Source organism: Ruegeria sp. HKCCSA071, from assembly GCF_017872555.1.
In the GTDB taxonomy this organism is placed as follows: Bacteria; Pseudomonadota; Alphaproteobacteria; order Rhodobacterales; family Rhodobacteraceae; genus Ruegeria.
Genome location: NZ_JAEDOX010000008.1, coordinates 102,916 through 116,727 on the forward strand (window position 1 = coordinate 102,916; position 13,812 = coordinate 116,727).

Annotated in this window: 17 protein-coding genes; all 17 read left to right on the forward strand. The window is 56.2% G+C overall.

Features of this window, described 5'->3' with window-relative positions; translation table 11 throughout:
- Positions 1-397 precede the first annotated feature (397 nt).
- The 17 genes from I9188_RS14840 (at position 398) to I9188_RS14920 (ending at position 13,709) form a co-directional block, all read left to right on the forward strand.
- Complete coding sequence (locus tag I9188_RS14840; protein WP_152460688.1) at positions 398-1,021, forward strand: hypothetical protein; 624 nt, start codon at positions 398-400, stop codon at positions 1,019-1,021.
- On the forward strand, positions 1,018-1,443 hold the full coding sequence (locus I9188_RS14845; protein ID WP_152460687.1) for a hypothetical protein: 426 nt from the start codon (positions 1,018-1,020) through the stop codon (positions 1,441-1,443). Before I9188_RS14840 ends, I9188_RS14845 begins: the two co-directional genes overlap by 4 nt.
- Positions 1,440-2,084: a lytic transglycosylase domain-containing protein gene (locus I9188_RS14850; protein ID WP_152460686.1), complete on the forward strand. Its 645-nt coding sequence runs from the start codon at positions 1,440-1,442 to the stop codon at positions 2,082-2,084. Before I9188_RS14845 ends, I9188_RS14850 begins: the two co-directional genes overlap by 4 nt.
- Positions 2,081-2,362 (forward strand): hypothetical protein, encoded by a 282-nt coding sequence (locus tag I9188_RS14855; protein WP_152460685.1) that lies wholly within the window; start codon positions 2,081-2,083, stop codon positions 2,360-2,362. The genes I9188_RS14850 and I9188_RS14855 overlap by 4 nt, the downstream gene beginning before the upstream one ends.
- Before the next feature lie 3 nt (positions 2,363-2,365).
- Positions 2,366-2,644, forward strand: coding sequence for a VirB3 family type IV secretion system protein (locus I9188_RS14860; RefSeq protein WP_152460684.1), 279 nt, complete (start codon positions 2,366-2,368; stop codon positions 2,642-2,644).
- The gene (locus tag I9188_RS14865; protein ID WP_170797136.1) at positions 2,637-5,003 is read left to right on the forward strand and encodes a hypothetical protein; all 2,367 of its coding nucleotides are present in this window, start codon (positions 2,637-2,639) and stop codon (positions 5,001-5,003) included. The genes I9188_RS14860 and I9188_RS14865 overlap by 8 nt, the downstream gene beginning before the upstream one ends.
- A complete protein-coding gene (locus tag I9188_RS14870) occupies positions 5,000-5,137 on the forward strand; it encodes a hypothetical protein (RefSeq protein WP_170425207.1) in 138 nt (45 codons plus the stop codon). The genes I9188_RS14865 and I9188_RS14870 overlap by 4 nt, the downstream gene beginning before the upstream one ends.
- Entirely contained in the window at positions 5,137-5,883 is a 747-nt protein-coding gene (locus tag I9188_RS14875; protein ID WP_152460682.1) for a type IV secretion system protein, read from the forward strand. The genes I9188_RS14870 and I9188_RS14875 overlap by 1 nt, the downstream gene beginning before the upstream one ends.
- Positions 5,880-6,380, forward strand: a complete 501-nt coding sequence (locus I9188_RS14880) for a hypothetical protein (RefSeq protein ID WP_152460681.1) — start codon at positions 5,880-5,882, stop codon at positions 6,378-6,380. The genes I9188_RS14875 and I9188_RS14880 overlap by 4 nt, the downstream gene beginning before the upstream one ends.
- A complete protein-coding gene (locus tag I9188_RS14885) occupies positions 6,377-7,432 on the forward strand; it encodes a type IV secretion system protein (RefSeq protein ID WP_152460680.1) in 1,056 nt (351 codons plus the stop codon). Before I9188_RS14880 ends, I9188_RS14885 begins: the two co-directional genes overlap by 4 nt.
- Positions 7,433-7,449: 17 nt before the next feature.
- Positions 7,450-8,094, forward strand: a complete 645-nt coding sequence (locus tag I9188_RS14890; protein WP_152460679.1) for a type IV secretion system protein — start codon at positions 7,450-7,452, stop codon at positions 8,092-8,094.
- Positions 8,094-8,909, forward strand: coding sequence for a TrbG/VirB9 family P-type conjugative transfer protein (locus I9188_RS14895; protein ID WP_152460678.1), 816 nt, complete (start codon positions 8,094-8,096; stop codon positions 8,907-8,909). The genes I9188_RS14890 and I9188_RS14895 overlap by 1 nt, the downstream gene beginning before the upstream one ends.
- Positions 8,909-9,589, forward strand: coding sequence for a hypothetical protein (locus I9188_RS14900; RefSeq protein ID WP_152460677.1), 681 nt, complete (start codon positions 8,909-8,911; stop codon positions 9,587-9,589). Before I9188_RS14895 ends, I9188_RS14900 begins: the two co-directional genes overlap by 1 nt.
- Before the next feature lie 11 nt (positions 9,590-9,600).
- Positions 9,601-10,434 (forward strand): TrbI/VirB10 family protein, encoded by an 834-nt coding sequence (locus tag I9188_RS14905; protein WP_170575215.1) that lies wholly within the window; start codon positions 9,601-9,603, stop codon positions 10,432-10,434.
- A 205-nt stretch (positions 10,435-10,639) separates the two neighbouring features.
- The gene (locus I9188_RS14910) at positions 10,640-11,653 is read left to right on the forward strand and encodes an ATPase, T2SS/T4P/T4SS family (protein ID WP_152460675.1); all 1,014 of its coding nucleotides are present in this window, start codon (positions 10,640-10,642) and stop codon (positions 11,651-11,653) included.
- A 12-nt stretch (positions 11,654-11,665) separates the two neighbouring features.
- A complete protein-coding gene (locus tag I9188_RS14915) occupies positions 11,666-11,824 on the forward strand; it encodes a DUF4177 domain-containing protein (protein ID WP_152460674.1) in 159 nt (52 codons plus the stop codon).
- A complete protein-coding gene (locus tag I9188_RS14920; RefSeq protein WP_152460673.1) occupies positions 11,817-13,709 on the forward strand; it encodes a type IV secretory system conjugative DNA transfer family protein in 1,893 nt (630 codons plus the stop codon). The genes I9188_RS14915 and I9188_RS14920 overlap by 8 nt, the downstream gene beginning before the upstream one ends.
- Positions 13,710-13,812 lie beyond the last annotated feature (103 nt).

Here is a 13,812-nt window from a genome sequence, read left to right on the forward strand (position 1 = left end):
CAATCGACAGGACAAGAAACGCCCTTAATCCATCCGGGCATTCCTCCAACATCAAGAGAGAACTGTACTATGGTAAAAACAGTAGTCCGAGATGCCGGTCCTAGATTGGGCAGCACCGCGACAGAGTCAATGGGTGCAAACCTAGACAACGCGTCTGCACCTCCGATCCCTTAGCGCTGTCTGACGATTGAGGCGCGCGGGACATCCGAACGTTCCAGCCAAAACATCTGACTAAGAGATCCGAACCAGACATTGGTCTTTTGCGGCGCCACTGAAGGTTCAGTGCTGTGTCCCAGCACCCGATTCCCCACCGCTCAGATGACCTGAAGTCGACCCCATAATAGTAATTATGTAAAAACTACTGACCTATTTTTTGAAAGGCGGAAAGGTGATCACAGTGGCCTTCGACACTATCGAAAGCAAGATTGATCGGCGCTGGGTGCCTGCCGCCCAGAGCTTCGAGCAAGCCCGTAAGGACATTCTCACCGTAATCCGCCACCTTGCCGGAGAACGGTCAACCATCAAGCGCGGAATGCGCGAATACTGGCTGGAAAGCGATGCCCGCGCCACGGCTTTCGGAATCGCGCTCGAAATGTTCCATGTCCTCAATGATCTTGAGTATGTCCGTGCAAATCGGCTCTACAAAGCCTTGAAGTTGCACGCAGACGTTAACAAGGCGTTGGGTCCGAAAGAGCTGTTCCGCTTTGCTTCACCGGAAAAGGCCGCTGCGCTCATCCAAAGCAGCAGCCGAGCAAACTATGCCAACTCATACGCAACCCTGAAATTCGGTTGCGACCTGTCAGGCACAATCGACGCCGACACCGCGCGCGACGTTCTGAACCGGCATGAAGCCCTTTGGTTCGTTTACCCAAACGCCACCTATCACGTTCACCTGATCCGTGAGGGTGTCTGGCTGGACATCGTTATGCCGCTTGAAGTGGTCGTTGAGCTGCGCCTTGAAGTGGATTTCGCAATGCAAATCCGACAAGCGGAACTTGATGCGCAGGGAGCTTTGTCATGAACAAGCCTGCGCGCAAAGTTCTTCCTGATCGTCGGCTGGCTGAAACACGCCGCGTTGAAACTCCGCAAGGGCACACTGCCTTTGTCACCATCGGGTATGATCCGGCGTCGCCAATCAAACCCCGTGAAGTGTTCTATAGCGGCGGTTTTCGCTCTGGCAGCGACCTCGAATACCATCTGCATGATCTGTGCGTTCTGATTTCGCTGTTGCTGCAGCACGGCGTAGCAGCTTCGTTTCTGTCGCGCTCTATCGCTCGCAAGACTTCGGCCCTTGGTGGCGAAGAATACGCAAGTCTCGCAGGCTGGTTGGTGGATGCTGTCAGCATTCCGCCGTCCTGGACTGATGAGTACGTGGCCGCGACCGGCGACGAACAGAACCCCTCCAATTCCTCGCCAACTCAAGCAAAGGAGAAATCCGAATGATCGCAGCAATGCGGCCCCTTCTGCTCGTCTCCACGGCATTTGTGGCGACCGGCGCAAGCGCCCAGGTCATCGAATACGAGCCGGATGGCAGCGTGTTTCTGAACGGTGCGCGGGCAGAAATCGTCAATGGCGTCGTTCGGCCAATCCGGATGCGTGAGTACACGCTTGACGAAAAACCGGAAGCGCCGAAGGCCAAGCCACAGGAAAAGATCGAGATTGCGGGCAAGGCACCGCGGCCTCGCAGATCCTCGGGCGGCTGGTCGCAGGAGCGGATCGTCAAAGAAATCCACGCAGCGGCGGAACGCCATGACATTCCGGCCGAGTTGTTCATGGCGCTGGTCTGGCAGGAAAGCCGGTATCGGGCTGACGCTCTGTCACCCAAGGGTGCCTATGGCTTCGCACAGCTCATGCCCGGAACGGCGAAAGACCTGGGCGTGAACCCAAAGAACCCTGCAGAAAATCTCGACGGTGGTGCCCGCTATTTGGCGGCGCAGTACCGCGAGTTCGGAACCTGGAAGCTGGCGCTTGCCGCCTACAACGCCGGGCCTCACCGCGTCGTCGAATACGGCGGCGTCCCCCCCTTCACCGAAACCCGCAATTACGTGCGGATCATCCTAAGCAAAGTGAGCACTTCCTCATGAAAAGAACCCACTTCTACCAGCAGATGGCGTTTTTCGCGATCACTGCGTTCATCATCACAGCAGCGCCCGCCTCCGCTGGCTGGCTGCAAGATGCCATTGGCGATTTCATCAACGAAACGCTGGCCGACTCGAAGGTCGTTGGCGTCAGCCTTGCCGCTGTCGGCTTCATCTGGGGCTGTCTCGCCTACGTGTTCGGCTGGGGTTCGCTGAAAGGCCCGGTAATCGCTATCGTCGTCGGCGCTGTTATCGGCCTCGCTGATACATTCATCGGAGGCTGATTGATGCCGCGCCGCAATACGGTCTTTCGCGGCCTGAGCCGCCCCGCAGAATGGGGCGGCTTACCCGTGATCTATCTGCTGGTGATCCTCGGGATGACCATGCTTTCGTTCTTCATGTTCGGGATAGCGCCAGCAATCATTGCGGGTTTTGTTTTCTACACCGGGCTTCGCCTCTTTTACGAATGGGAACCGGCTTTCTTCCGCGTCCTGTCCGTAACCCTTTCCAAAACTCCGCGCACCAAAAACCGCCAGCATCATGGGGGAGATTACTATAGTGCCTAAGCCTGCTGCACAGGATTTGTGGACCCTTGCCCGCTCGTTGATCGAGCCGAGCTGGCGCAAGGATGAAATGAGCCTCTTTCAGATGTTGCCGTATGGCTATGTCGTGGACGATGAGGTCATTTCTACACGCAACGGTGGCCTCATCGCCGCTGCAGAAATCACCGGAATCAACGCAAACACGCTGGACGAAAACGAGTTCGAGTTCCTGGCCGAACGGTTTGAGCGTGTATTGCGCACGACACCCAATGAGGTGGCCTTTTATGTTCATCGACTGACCGTCCCAGCTGAGACTGGTCATGTCATCACAGATCCAACCGGCTTTGCCGGTGCAGTGGCGCAGGCCATGCGCTCAGCGTCCGTCGATGCAGAGCTGAAAGAACGCAAGATCATCATCAGCGCCATTCTGCAAAAGCGGCAGGATGAGCGGGCAAAACAGATGTTCGGCATGTCGTCTGGAACGATAGACGAGGAACGCCGCGAAATGATGGAACAGCTCGACGGTGTGTTCACAACACTGGCGGGCACGCTGGGCGAGGCCCGTATGCGCCGGCTGAAGCTCAGCGAGGGGCGTTGGCTCGGCTATTATGGAATGCTGTTGAACGGTCGGTATCAGCCGATCATTCACACGAACATTGCAGAACCCATCGCCTTCAACATGCCGCAAGAGGATGTGCTGTTTCAGGGCAAGCGCGGCAAACTGGTCACGGGCGACGATCAGGAACGCTCCATCCGTGTCTATTCCCTGAAGAATTACCCGATGGCTTCGTTCCCCGGCATTTTCGACGGGCTAGACCTGCCGGTTGATGTCGTGATTTCGCAATCCTTCCTGCCGATCAGCCGCGCCCAGGCGCAGGAAATGGAACGCCGCAAGTCGGGACAAATGCGCTCGGCAGGCGACAAGGCAAAGTCGCTTGAAGAGGATTTGTCCATTCTGGCGGACGGCATTGCCTCCGGCACCATGTCACTCGGCAAGCACCACCTGTCGATCTGCGTGTTTGGGAACGAGGAAGATCTGAAAACCGCCGAAAAACACATCATCGGTGAAATCCAGATTTCGGGTGGCACGGTGAAGCGCGAAGCGATGTCGGCCCGTGCCGTGTACTTCGCACAGCACCCCGGCAATTTCGCGTTCCGCGCCCGTGAAGAACTGATCACGGACCAGAACTTTGCGGATATGGTTGCGTTCCACATGCGCCCCAAAGGGTTGGATGCGGAAAAGCTACCTTGGCCGGGGCCATTGGCGACTTTCCCGACGACACACGGGGACAGCTACGATGTTTCGCTGCACCTTCCCAAGACCAGTAACGACCCTGAAAACCTGCCCTCCGGGCATACGATCGTTCTTGGACCGAACGGCTCGGGTAAAACTGTGATCGCGATGCTGCTGGCAACAATGGCGGTTGCACAGGGCGCGCGGATCATCGCTTTTGACAAAGACCGGGCAATGGAGGCTCCAATGCGGGCGCTCGGTGCGCAGTACATCCGCGTCCGAGTTGGTGAGCCAACCGGCATGAACCCTTTTCAGACCGAGACGGATGAGGCTGGGCAAAGCTGGCTCGCCAATTGGGTCATTGCCCTGTTGAGCTATGACGAACCACTGACCACCGATCAGAAGGATGAAATCACAAGGGCTTGCCAAGCCAATGCCACTTTGCCGCCTGCGCTTCAGAACTTCGATTCACTGGTGGAACGGTTCAGAGCCTTTGACGATGACAAGAACCTGTACAAGCGTGCAAGTGAATGGGCGGGCGAAGGCCGCTTGTCCTGGATGTTTGGCGAGGGTGGCTCAGATCCGTTTGCTGCTGGCGACCGTCATCTTGTGTTCGATATTTCTGAGGTTCTGGATGACGAATTGGTGCGGCTGGCATGGATCAGCTACGTCATGCGCCAGATTGAACGCCGCTGCGCCACCAAGATACCCACTGTCTTTGTGATTGATGAAGCATGGGTAATTGCTGGCAACCCTTATGGCGCTGGCATCCTCATAAATGCCTACACCACGTATCGGAAGCTGAACGTCATGATGATGATGATGACGCAGATCCCCGATCACCTCCTGTCGTCAGCGGCAAGTAAGTCGATCCTGGAAAACACCAGCACGCAACTCTTGTTCCCCTCTCGATCCGGCAATGAAGCAGACTACCGGGCAATCGGCTTGAACGATTCAGAGCTGGGCGCGCTGAGGGCGCATTTTGGCGACCGCGTAATGCTCATGAAGAAAGGTGATGAGAGTGTTTGGCTCGATGTCGATGTCGGCGCGCTCGGCCCGCTTCTTCGTGTTCTGAGCGGATCAGACGGAAAATCGTTCCCTGATCCTGACTGGCGAAAAAACCCCAACTTCTGGAAGGAAATCACATGAAAGCCCGCCTTGTCATCACCCTTGTAGTTCTGGCCGCTGTCTCGGCCTGCACCAGCACCTATTCGGGCTATCGCAGCAAATGCGCCTGTGACTTTGAGCGCATGACCTCCCCTGAAAACTTGGAGTTTGTCTGATGGATATTTCAAAGAAATTCCGCACAACCATTGCTGTTTCGGTTCTGGCCGCCCTGCCAGTTATGACGGCAGCCCAAGGTGTTCCGACCATCGACGCCACGGCCATTGCACAGGACGCAGCCAATTCGGCCCGCGAAGTCGCGGAAATGGTCCGCCAATACGAACAGCTGATGCAACAATATGAGAAGCTCGAGCAGCAGAGGGCACTGCTCGAAAACTCCCTCAAAACCATCAGTGGTCTGACGGATCTGGACCAGTTCAACAGCCGCAGCTTTCTGAAACTGGCAACGGCAGCTGACACGCTTGGATACGCCTTGAACGCGACCGAAGATACGATTGGCGATCTTCCAGGCGTCGCCGGACTCGCGATGGAACGCCGATCAATCAGCCTGGGGCTGAACAATGGAATCCTTAAAGAATTCAGTACGTCAGACGTGCCAGCCCGGCGCATTCTCTCGGAGCGAGGTGGCGCTGGCTTGATGGCATCGGCCTTGGGTGAGAATGGCTATGACATGGCCGGTCAGCTCTCCGAAGATGCAGAAAAGCTGCGCGGTGAAATCGGTCAGCAAGAAGATCTGAAGGATGCAATCGACTACAACACGGCGGTTCTCCTTAAACTCCTTCAGGTTGAAATTGAAATCTTACGCGCAACCTCGGCTAATGCTCTGGCGTCGGGCACGGATCTGGCTGCAACCGCTGCCGATCTTTCGACACTCAGCAACTATGTACGAGGAACCTCACAATGAAACTCCGCTCAACTCTCATCCTGACCATTGCAGCCGCCGCCGTTATGTCGGGGGCTGCATCGGCACAGGTGAAGCTGCGCCCATCACCCAAGGTCGATATGCCGTTCGGTGAATATCGTAAGTGCCTTGGGTACTCGGGTGCGCGTGAGTACGGTCGTCAATTCGTCAAAAACGATCAAGCGCGCATGGCCGAAGCGGGCCAATCCGCAGACAAGCAGCCTCTTGTGACCAACTGGTCGGTGGTGATCCTGAATGAACAGGTCATCGCTGCGCACGAGGCCACCATCGAGCAATGCATTCTGCGCAAATCTGGCGAGACCTTCAGCACCGAATGTCCGCTGGGCGGTTTAAGCCGTGAGGACGCCGCCCAAAAGGTCGGAGCTGACCAAGACGAGTTTTGGACCCAACCGTCCGACAATCTTGCCGCGCTGAAAAAAGAGCAACGGACCCGTCTGGAAGCTCTGCGCCCTGCAATTGAGGAGGCTTGTGGGCCGTGATCCAAGATTTCGTCAGCTCGATTGAGGCTGCGCTAAATAACTTCTCGCAGCAAGCATACAACAGCCTGGCGGCGGATCTAGCATCCGCCCTCTGGGCAATAGCCGCGCTGATCTTCGTGGCAATGCTGATCAACGGTGTGCTTCAAATCCGAGAAATCGGGTTTGGTGGCTATGTCGGCTGGATCATTCGGGCGACGATCATCATTGGTATGGCTTCTAGCTGGAGCTTCTTTCAACCCATTTATCAGGGCATTTCGAGCCTCCCAGACACGATTGCCGGAGAACTGACCGGCACAACAAATGTCTGGGAAGCACTCGATGACATTGCGCTTCAGTGTTTCTTGATGGGCCAGCAGGCTATTGAAAACGCAACCTGGGGTCTGAGCATCACCGGGGCTATTCTCTGGGTTGTTGGGGCTGTCATCGTTGCTTTTGGCACCGGCATGGCGCTGATCGCAAAAGGCGGTCTAGCGGTCCTGCTGGGTCTAGCGCCTGTTTTCATCGCAACGCTGCTCAGCTCGGCAACAGCCAATATCTTCGCAGCCTGGGCGAAAACGACTGTTGGCCTGATCATGGTCATCGTCGTTCTGACAGGCATCGTTTCTCTTATTCAGGCCCTTTTCAGCTCCGAACTGACCGCTGTTGAGGATGTGAACAATATGGAGGCCAGTGGCCGGTTTTTGGCGATCTGCATTGTTTCAATCGTGATGCTCACGCAGATCCCGTCGCTCGCGGGCGGGATGTCGGGTGCAATCGTTTCGGCATCCTCGGGTCTTGCCGTGGCAACTGGTGCTGCAGCAGCCGCAAGAAGTGCATTGGGCACTGCAAGCGACGGCGCAAGGGGTGCAGTAGCCGGTGGGAAAACTGCCGCTGCTATGGCTTCCGCAGCACGTGACGGGACTGGCGTTCGTGACAGCGCGTCTCGCGCAATGCAAGCGCGTCGGGACATAGCGCACAGAGCCCGAAATCAGGATGGGGCAGCTCGTCAGAGCTACGCCGCTGACCGTTACCGGCAGAGCATTCGACAAGCTCGCGCCAATAAATCTTCATAAATCGAGGTACAGAGCAAATGTCACACGTGACAGATCACGAAAAAGAACTCTTTCTGGGCGCACGCCGCGATGCCTTCAAATGGCAGGTATTCGGCATGGTCGGCATGGCAATGGGCGTGGCCTCTATGATTGGCTGGGCGATGCTCCTTCCCCTGAAGGAAATCCGCGCGGTGCCATTCTCCATTGATCCGGACACGAAACTGCCGGTCCTGCTGACTGAAAAAGTCGAAGAACTGGAACCTTCTGAGGCGATGGCCTTCCGTGAAGTCGCAAATTATGTGCGCGACCGGGAAACCTATGATGTCCAGGACAACAACGAGCGCCTGAAATCGGTGCTGCGTCGTTCTGATGAGCTGGCCGAAACGTCCTACCGCGAACTGTGGGACGGTTCGAACGACAACCATCCTGACGAAATCTATACGCCCAAGACAAAGGTGCAGACCGAAATTCTGGGCGTCTCGCCGGTCAACGATGAGACGGTGCAGGTCGAGATCCGCAAGTCCCTGATCGTGCCAAACCAAGCAACGGCCTCAGCCCGCTACGTGGTCACTGTGACCTACGGGTTTGAGGAAAAAATCGTGACGTCGATGGATGAGCTTCTGGAAAATCCGTTCGGCTTCGTCGTCACCAACTACCGCGTAGACGCCATAGGGAAGGTCTGATGCAGCGTTCTTTCAAAACACTCACCGCCACCGCCGCAGCAGTTTTGGCATTCTCTACGCCTCTGCTCGCTGAAATCACACCGACGCCAGACGGAAAGAATGCGGATCATCGCATCACGCATTTCCATTACGTCGAGAACCAGGTGTACCGCATCACTGTAGGTGAACGCCTGATTACCTATGTTCACTTTCCGCAGGGCGAGACCGTCCGCAGCATTGGCGCGGGCGACACTGAGAGTTTTCAGATCACCCGCCTGCAGGAAGGTCGCGTTATTGCGTTCAAGCCAGAAATCCTGAACTCGGATTCAAACCTGACCGTCCTGACCAATCGCGGGACATACAACTTCTATCTGGTTCCGGCCGAGAGCGCCGCCGAACGCAAACGTGTTCCATTTCGGGTCACGTTCTACAACAAAAACAACAGCGGCGGGACCACAACGCGTCGCGGCACAGTCGCTCGGAGCGAGCCGAAGCCAACTGGCCGGTTTGTGAACCAGAACTATTCGCGCTCGGGCAAAGCGGACTTTGCGCCCACCGCCGTGTGGGATGATGGCGTTCACACCTATATGCAAATCCCGCAGGATGCGGAGTTGCCGGGGATTTTCCGTGTCCTGCCTGATGGCCGCGAGCTGATGGTGAACACCACAGTCAAAGAGCGCGGCATTATCCAGGTGCAGGGCCTTTCCGACCTTTGGACACTGCGCATCGAAGACACTTCGATCTGTGTACGAAACGATGGCGACGCGTTTCAGCAGGCGAGTGCAACGGGCAGGCCCGTTACTTCACAGACAGTTAAACCGGGGGGCAGCAAGTAATGGATCGCAATCAGACAATTGCGGCACGGGCGGCGGCTGAACAGCCGTCGCAACGTGTCCGGAAGAAGTTCGACCCAAAGAAGCTGATAACCGTTGCGATCGCAGGAGCGGTGTTCCTGGGCTTTGTATGGTTTGTCATGGGCCATGAAAACAAAAGCACGAACACGGGTGTCCGCGTTGACGCTTTGCAACAAGGTGGTGGCGAGCGATACGGGCTTTTGACCGCACGGGGACCAGAGGCCGATGAGCCGGAACCAGAGGCTTTGCCCGAGGAAATTGAGGTGGCAACACCGGCAACAGTGCCGCAGGTCGATTCCGAAGGGCTGAAACAAGCCTTGAAAACTATCGAGCAACAGAACGGTCGGATTTCCGATCTGCAAGACGAGCTGACGGACGCCAAAGTTTCGCTGTCCGAAAAAGACGGTGAAATCGCAACGCTGAACCTGACCAATGAACGCCTTCAGGTCAGATATGATGAGCGAGAGAAGAAGTTCCAGACGGAACTTGCCCAGGCCATCGCAGATGCGGAGGCCCGGGCACTTGCCAGCGTAAGCCACCTTCAGGCGCAAGGTCTGACCGATGACGAGCGGCGCAGACTCGAAGAACTGAAGAAGATGCGCCAGCGGCAGAACCAGTCGGACGGCATTGTGTTCGATGAAAACCCATACGGCAGAAACTGATGGAGCTGACGATGAACAGAACAGCACTCACCCTCGCCCTGGTCACGTTGGCCTCAAGCGCGATGGCACAGGACGCACCCGGTCAAAACTACCAGCCGATCAATGGTGGATCGCAGCCGGTCATTTTCCAACCCTTCCCTGCAGCGCCGCAGCCGGTTCAAGTCCAGCCAGACGACACCCGCCTGCCTGAAGATCAACGCGGCTATCAGGAAAACCAAAACACGACATGGCAAAACAATCTGGTCGAAGAATATCCCCCCATCGTCGGGGCCTCGATCATTGACGATCCGTCGCGCACCCTGACGCAAGGCACGGTTTTGTCGGCTGTGTTCGGTGGCGCGGTCAGCTCGGAGTTGCCCGGCAGTGTCGTGGCGACGATTACACGTGGCGTCTACTCGATGGACGGCACGCGTTTGCTTCTGCCGCGCGGATCGAAGCTCTTTGGCGAGTATCGAGCGGACACGACATTGGCGCAAACGCGCATCATGATCGTTTGGAGCCGTGTCATCACGCCTGACGGCCTGTCAACTCAGGTCGGATCGGCTGGTACGGACGGTCAAGGCCGGACTGGTGCGACCGGCAGGGTGAACACACACTTTGGGAAACGGTTCGGAACTGCAGCGCTGTTGTCCATCATCGGCATTGCGCCGGTGGCACTGGTCTCTGACAACGATAGCAACAACTCGGTTCGCACTGATCTGGCAACGCAAGTGGGGTCTAACCTGCAGAACGCTACGGCAGCGGCGCTTGATGAATACCTGCGCATTACTCCGACAGTCTTTGTCGATCAGGGCAGTCGCATCAACGCCATCCTGCAGCGCGACGTTGTGTTCGATAGCTTCTGAGCGCGAGCCAATGAGCCGACCGCCTCAGCAGTCTTTCCGGCCGCTGCCAGCATGATCGAGTGCGGTAGCGGCCTTTTTTGAAGCAAATTCAGCACTTTTTGGAAGCAATGAATCTTATGTGGATGCCTTCGTGTTCGAGGCAAAGCCGAGATGCAGCGAAGGCAACCTCCAGTGTTCAAAAAAGTGCTCTACCAAGGACAAGAACATGAGCGGGCGGAACGGCAATAGCCTTCTGGAATACTATACAGGCAAGATCGAGCATCTGTTGCACGATGAAAGCCTGAGCGAAATTTCTGTGAATCCTGACGGATCGGTCTGGGTCGAAGAAATGGGCACAACACACATGACCAGGACAGACATTACTCTGAACAGAGATGATGTGGAAAACATCGGGCGCTGCGTGGCCGGATTCAGCGATGTGACATTCGGAGAAAAGAAGCCGATTGCGACGGCCAACGTGCCGACACAGCAGGGTAAAGCGCGGGTGCAGGTTGTGATTCCGCCAGCAACAACCGGCGTGGGGTCCGTGGCGATCCGCCTGCTCCGCGTGAAAACCGTCGATCTGGGCGCGTTCAGCTTCGCCAGCAAAGAGGCGGCGTTGGCAGAAAACAATGATCACAGCGCGCTTGAAAAGGCTCGGGCTGCTCTCGCTGCCGGAACAATGAACTTTGACGAGCTGGCCGACCTTGCGATGCTAAGCAAATGGAACGTGATCATTGCCGGGGGCACCTCGTCTGGCAAAACCACTGTTCTCAATGCAATGCTGAAGCGCGTCGATCCTGGCGAACGGATCGTGACGATTGAAGAAGTGGCCGAGCTGGACATCGAGCAACCCAATTCTGTCGATCTACTTGCTGACCGTTCCGAAGAAGATGGCCCTCGATCACCAACAAAGCTGCTGGAATCGGCGCTGAGGTTACGGCCTGACCGCCTCGTCTGCGGTGAAATTCGGGGCGACGACGCAAATATGTTCCTGGAACTGGTGAACACCGGCCACGATGGTTCTGTTTGTACCATGCACGCCAACTCACCAGTAGATGCCATTGGACGTATGAGCAAGATGGTGCGTCGCGGATCTCCGACCGTTCAAAAGTCAGAAGTGGTCGATGACATCCGGGCCACCATTCACATGATCGTTCACATGAAGAAAATCGGTGACGAACGGAAGGTCAACGGAGTGATCTTCCCACCCCTGATGACCGCTGATCAACTTATCTGAAGGAGAAATAGAATGAAAAAATTTGAGTATCGTAATGTCTTGATGCGGGTAGAGGAAAATGCAGGCGAGAAGTTTGCGAAGCTCGGGCAAGACGGTTGGGAAATGGTCGGCGTCGTACCTGCCGAGTTTGGCATCGTGTGCTTCTTCAAACGCGAGCTGACCGATGGCTGAGTTTCAGGATCTACCCAAAGGCAAGAAGGTCGCGATAGCCGGTACTATGGGCTTTATCGCTACCTCGGCTTGCGCGGTGTTGGTGGTCGGGCTGGCTCTCGAATACATCAACACCAGAGGCTTTCGCGGGCTGGACATCTGGGCGATCCCAGAGAAGTTCATGGCACAGCCTGCAGAGACGCAGCAGATCATGGGTCTGGTGGCGGTGGTCGCAGTGGGTGTTTTGACCTTTGCATTTGTGGCGGCTGCGCTGCGTGGTCCCTCAACGAAATACGGTGATGCGACCTTTGCAAAGGCCCCTCAGCTCGTCCAGGAAGGCTATGCGTCGGTTCTGAAGCTCAAAGACAAATTGGATAGTGAAATCGTGTTTGCCAAATTTGGTGAGCCAAAGGACAAAAACGCGATCTACTATAAGCCCGGCCCCGGTGTCCAAAAGCCGCACGCGATGTTCATTGCCCCGTCTGGTTCGGGCAAAACCAGCGGCTTTGTGATCCCGAATGTCCTGCGTTTCAATGGGTCTTGCGTCGTCCTGGACATCAAGGGCGAGATTTTCCAGACAACCGGCGCGCGTCGGGCAGCAATGGGCGATGAGGTTTTTATGTTCGACCCCGAGAACCCCGACAAAAGCCACAGCTACAACCCTCTGCGCCGCGCAGCACGTGCCGACAATCTGGACCGGCGATGGGAAGAAGTGATTCAGGTTGCAACTCAGATGTTCGACACGCCCAGCTCGTCCGCGCAGGGCTTTATGGGTGGTGTTGAAGGCATGTTCTGCGCAATGGCGATGCTGGCGATCAAAAGAAAGCGGCCATACATTTCCGAAGTCCTGCGCCTGGTCAAAACGACCAAGCAAAAGGACTATGAGAAAATGGCTGAAGAAGTTGGATATGCGCGAGCTGCAGATGAGTTTCTGAATCTTGCAGCCGAAGAATCCAAAATCCTGCGGTCAACGATTTCGGTTATGTTGAACTCCGGCCTGCAGCTCTGGCGCAACCCGTCGGTAGCAAGAGCCACGCAGGGCAATGACATCAACTTTGAAGATCTGCGTCGGCGCCCCAGCTCGATCTACTTTTCCGTGCCAGGGAAAAAGGTCAAAGAGTTCCGGACGCTCATTCGCCTGTTCTTCCTCGATCTGGTGAACACCATCGAAACTGTTGAGCCGGGCGAAGATGAGCCGTTCAAGGTTTTGATGCTGCTCGATGAGTTCCAACGCCTCGGCCATCTTGAGCGCGTTGTTGAAGCCTATGACACCATGCGATCGTTCGGGGGCAGGCTCGTGGTGATTTCGCAAACACTGTCGCGCCTACAGGACATTTATGGGCACGAGGGTGTGCGGGCGATGCTGGCAAACGCTGGAACCCAGATGTTTGCCGCCTCAGAGGATTCCGAAGTACGCGAACATGTGTCCAGGTCCATCGGGGACAAAACGGTCATAAGCAAGTCGAAGTCTCGAGCACTCGGCAAGATGGAAATGGGCAGCATATCAGAGCGTGAAGAAGGCATTCGGCTGCTCCGGCCAGAGCACGTTGGTCGTCTGCCGGAAAACGAGGTTGTGCTGATCCGCGAAGGCAAGATGCCCGTGATTGCGAACAAGATTCGATATTTCGAAGATCCTTATTTCATGCAGTTCCTTGGTGGCGACACGCCAAAGATCAAAGGGACACACCTGGATCTTGCTGAAGAGCAGGCCAAGGATACGGCAAAGGCAGTGGCTGATGCGAAACCGGCCCCTGCCCCGGTGAAAGAGGTTTCTGAAAAAGACCAGGAACTTCAGGCGGCATTTGATGCGCAGCGCACGGTCGCAAAGCGGAAAAGTCGGTCAGCGAAAGATATGGCGATGGAGAAAATGAAAGCCAAACGGGCTGAAAGTAGCGCCTTCACTTGACGGGGGTAACAGGACGCGGCCGAACCGGACCTTACTTCAATATGCAGAGAACGGCAGGAGAGAGCCCAGAGTGAGCGATGCTGCGCGCTCCACCAATGTCAGT

Bases quoted from the DNA above. Each gene is read 5' to 3' on its own strand.
- I9188_RS14845 (WP_152460687.1), top strand. From the start codon at position 1,018: ATGAACAAGCCTGCGCGCAAAGTTCTTCCTGATCGTCGGCTGGCTGAA.
- I9188_RS14850 (WP_152460686.1), top strand. From the start codon at position 1,440: ATGATCGCAGCAATGCGGCCCCTTCTGCTCGTCTCCACGGCATTTGTG.
- I9188_RS14855 (WP_152460685.1), top strand. From the start codon at position 2,081: ATGAAAAGAACCCACTTCTACCAGCAGATGGCGTTTTTCGCGATCACT.
- I9188_RS14860 (WP_152460684.1), top strand. From the start codon at position 2,366: ATGCCGCGCCGCAATACGGTCTTTCGCGGCCTGAGCCGCCCCGCAGAA.
- I9188_RS14870 (WP_170425207.1), top strand. From the start codon at position 5,000: ATGAAAGCCCGCCTTGTCATCACCCTTGTAGTTCTGGCCGCTGTCTCG.
- I9188_RS14875 (WP_152460682.1), top strand. From the start codon at position 5,137: ATGGATATTTCAAAGAAATTCCGCACAACCATTGCTGTTTCGGTTCTG.
- I9188_RS14880 (WP_152460681.1), top strand. From the start codon at position 5,880: ATGAAACTCCGCTCAACTCTCATCCTGACCATTGCAGCCGCCGCCGTT.
- I9188_RS14890 (WP_152460679.1), top strand. From the start codon at position 7,450: ATGTCACACGTGACAGATCACGAAAAAGAACTCTTTCTGGGCGCACGC.
- I9188_RS14895 (WP_152460678.1), top strand. From the start codon at position 8,094: ATGCAGCGTTCTTTCAAAACACTCACCGCCACCGCCGCAGCAGTTTTG.
- I9188_RS14900 (WP_152460677.1), top strand. From the start codon at position 8,909: ATGGATCGCAATCAGACAATTGCGGCACGGGCGGCGGCTGAACAGCCG.
- I9188_RS14905 (WP_170575215.1), top strand. From the start codon at position 9,601: ATGAACAGAACAGCACTCACCCTCGCCCTGGTCACGTTGGCCTCAAGC.
- I9188_RS14910 (WP_152460675.1), top strand. From the start codon at position 10,640: ATGAGCGGGCGGAACGGCAATAGCCTTCTGGAATACTATACAGGCAAG.
- I9188_RS14915 (WP_152460674.1), top strand. From the start codon at position 11,666: ATGAAAAAATTTGAGTATCGTAATGTCTTGATGCGGGTAGAGGAAAAT.
- I9188_RS14920 (WP_152460673.1), top strand. From the start codon at position 11,817: ATGGCTGAGTTTCAGGATCTACCCAAAGGCAAGAAGGTCGCGATAGCC.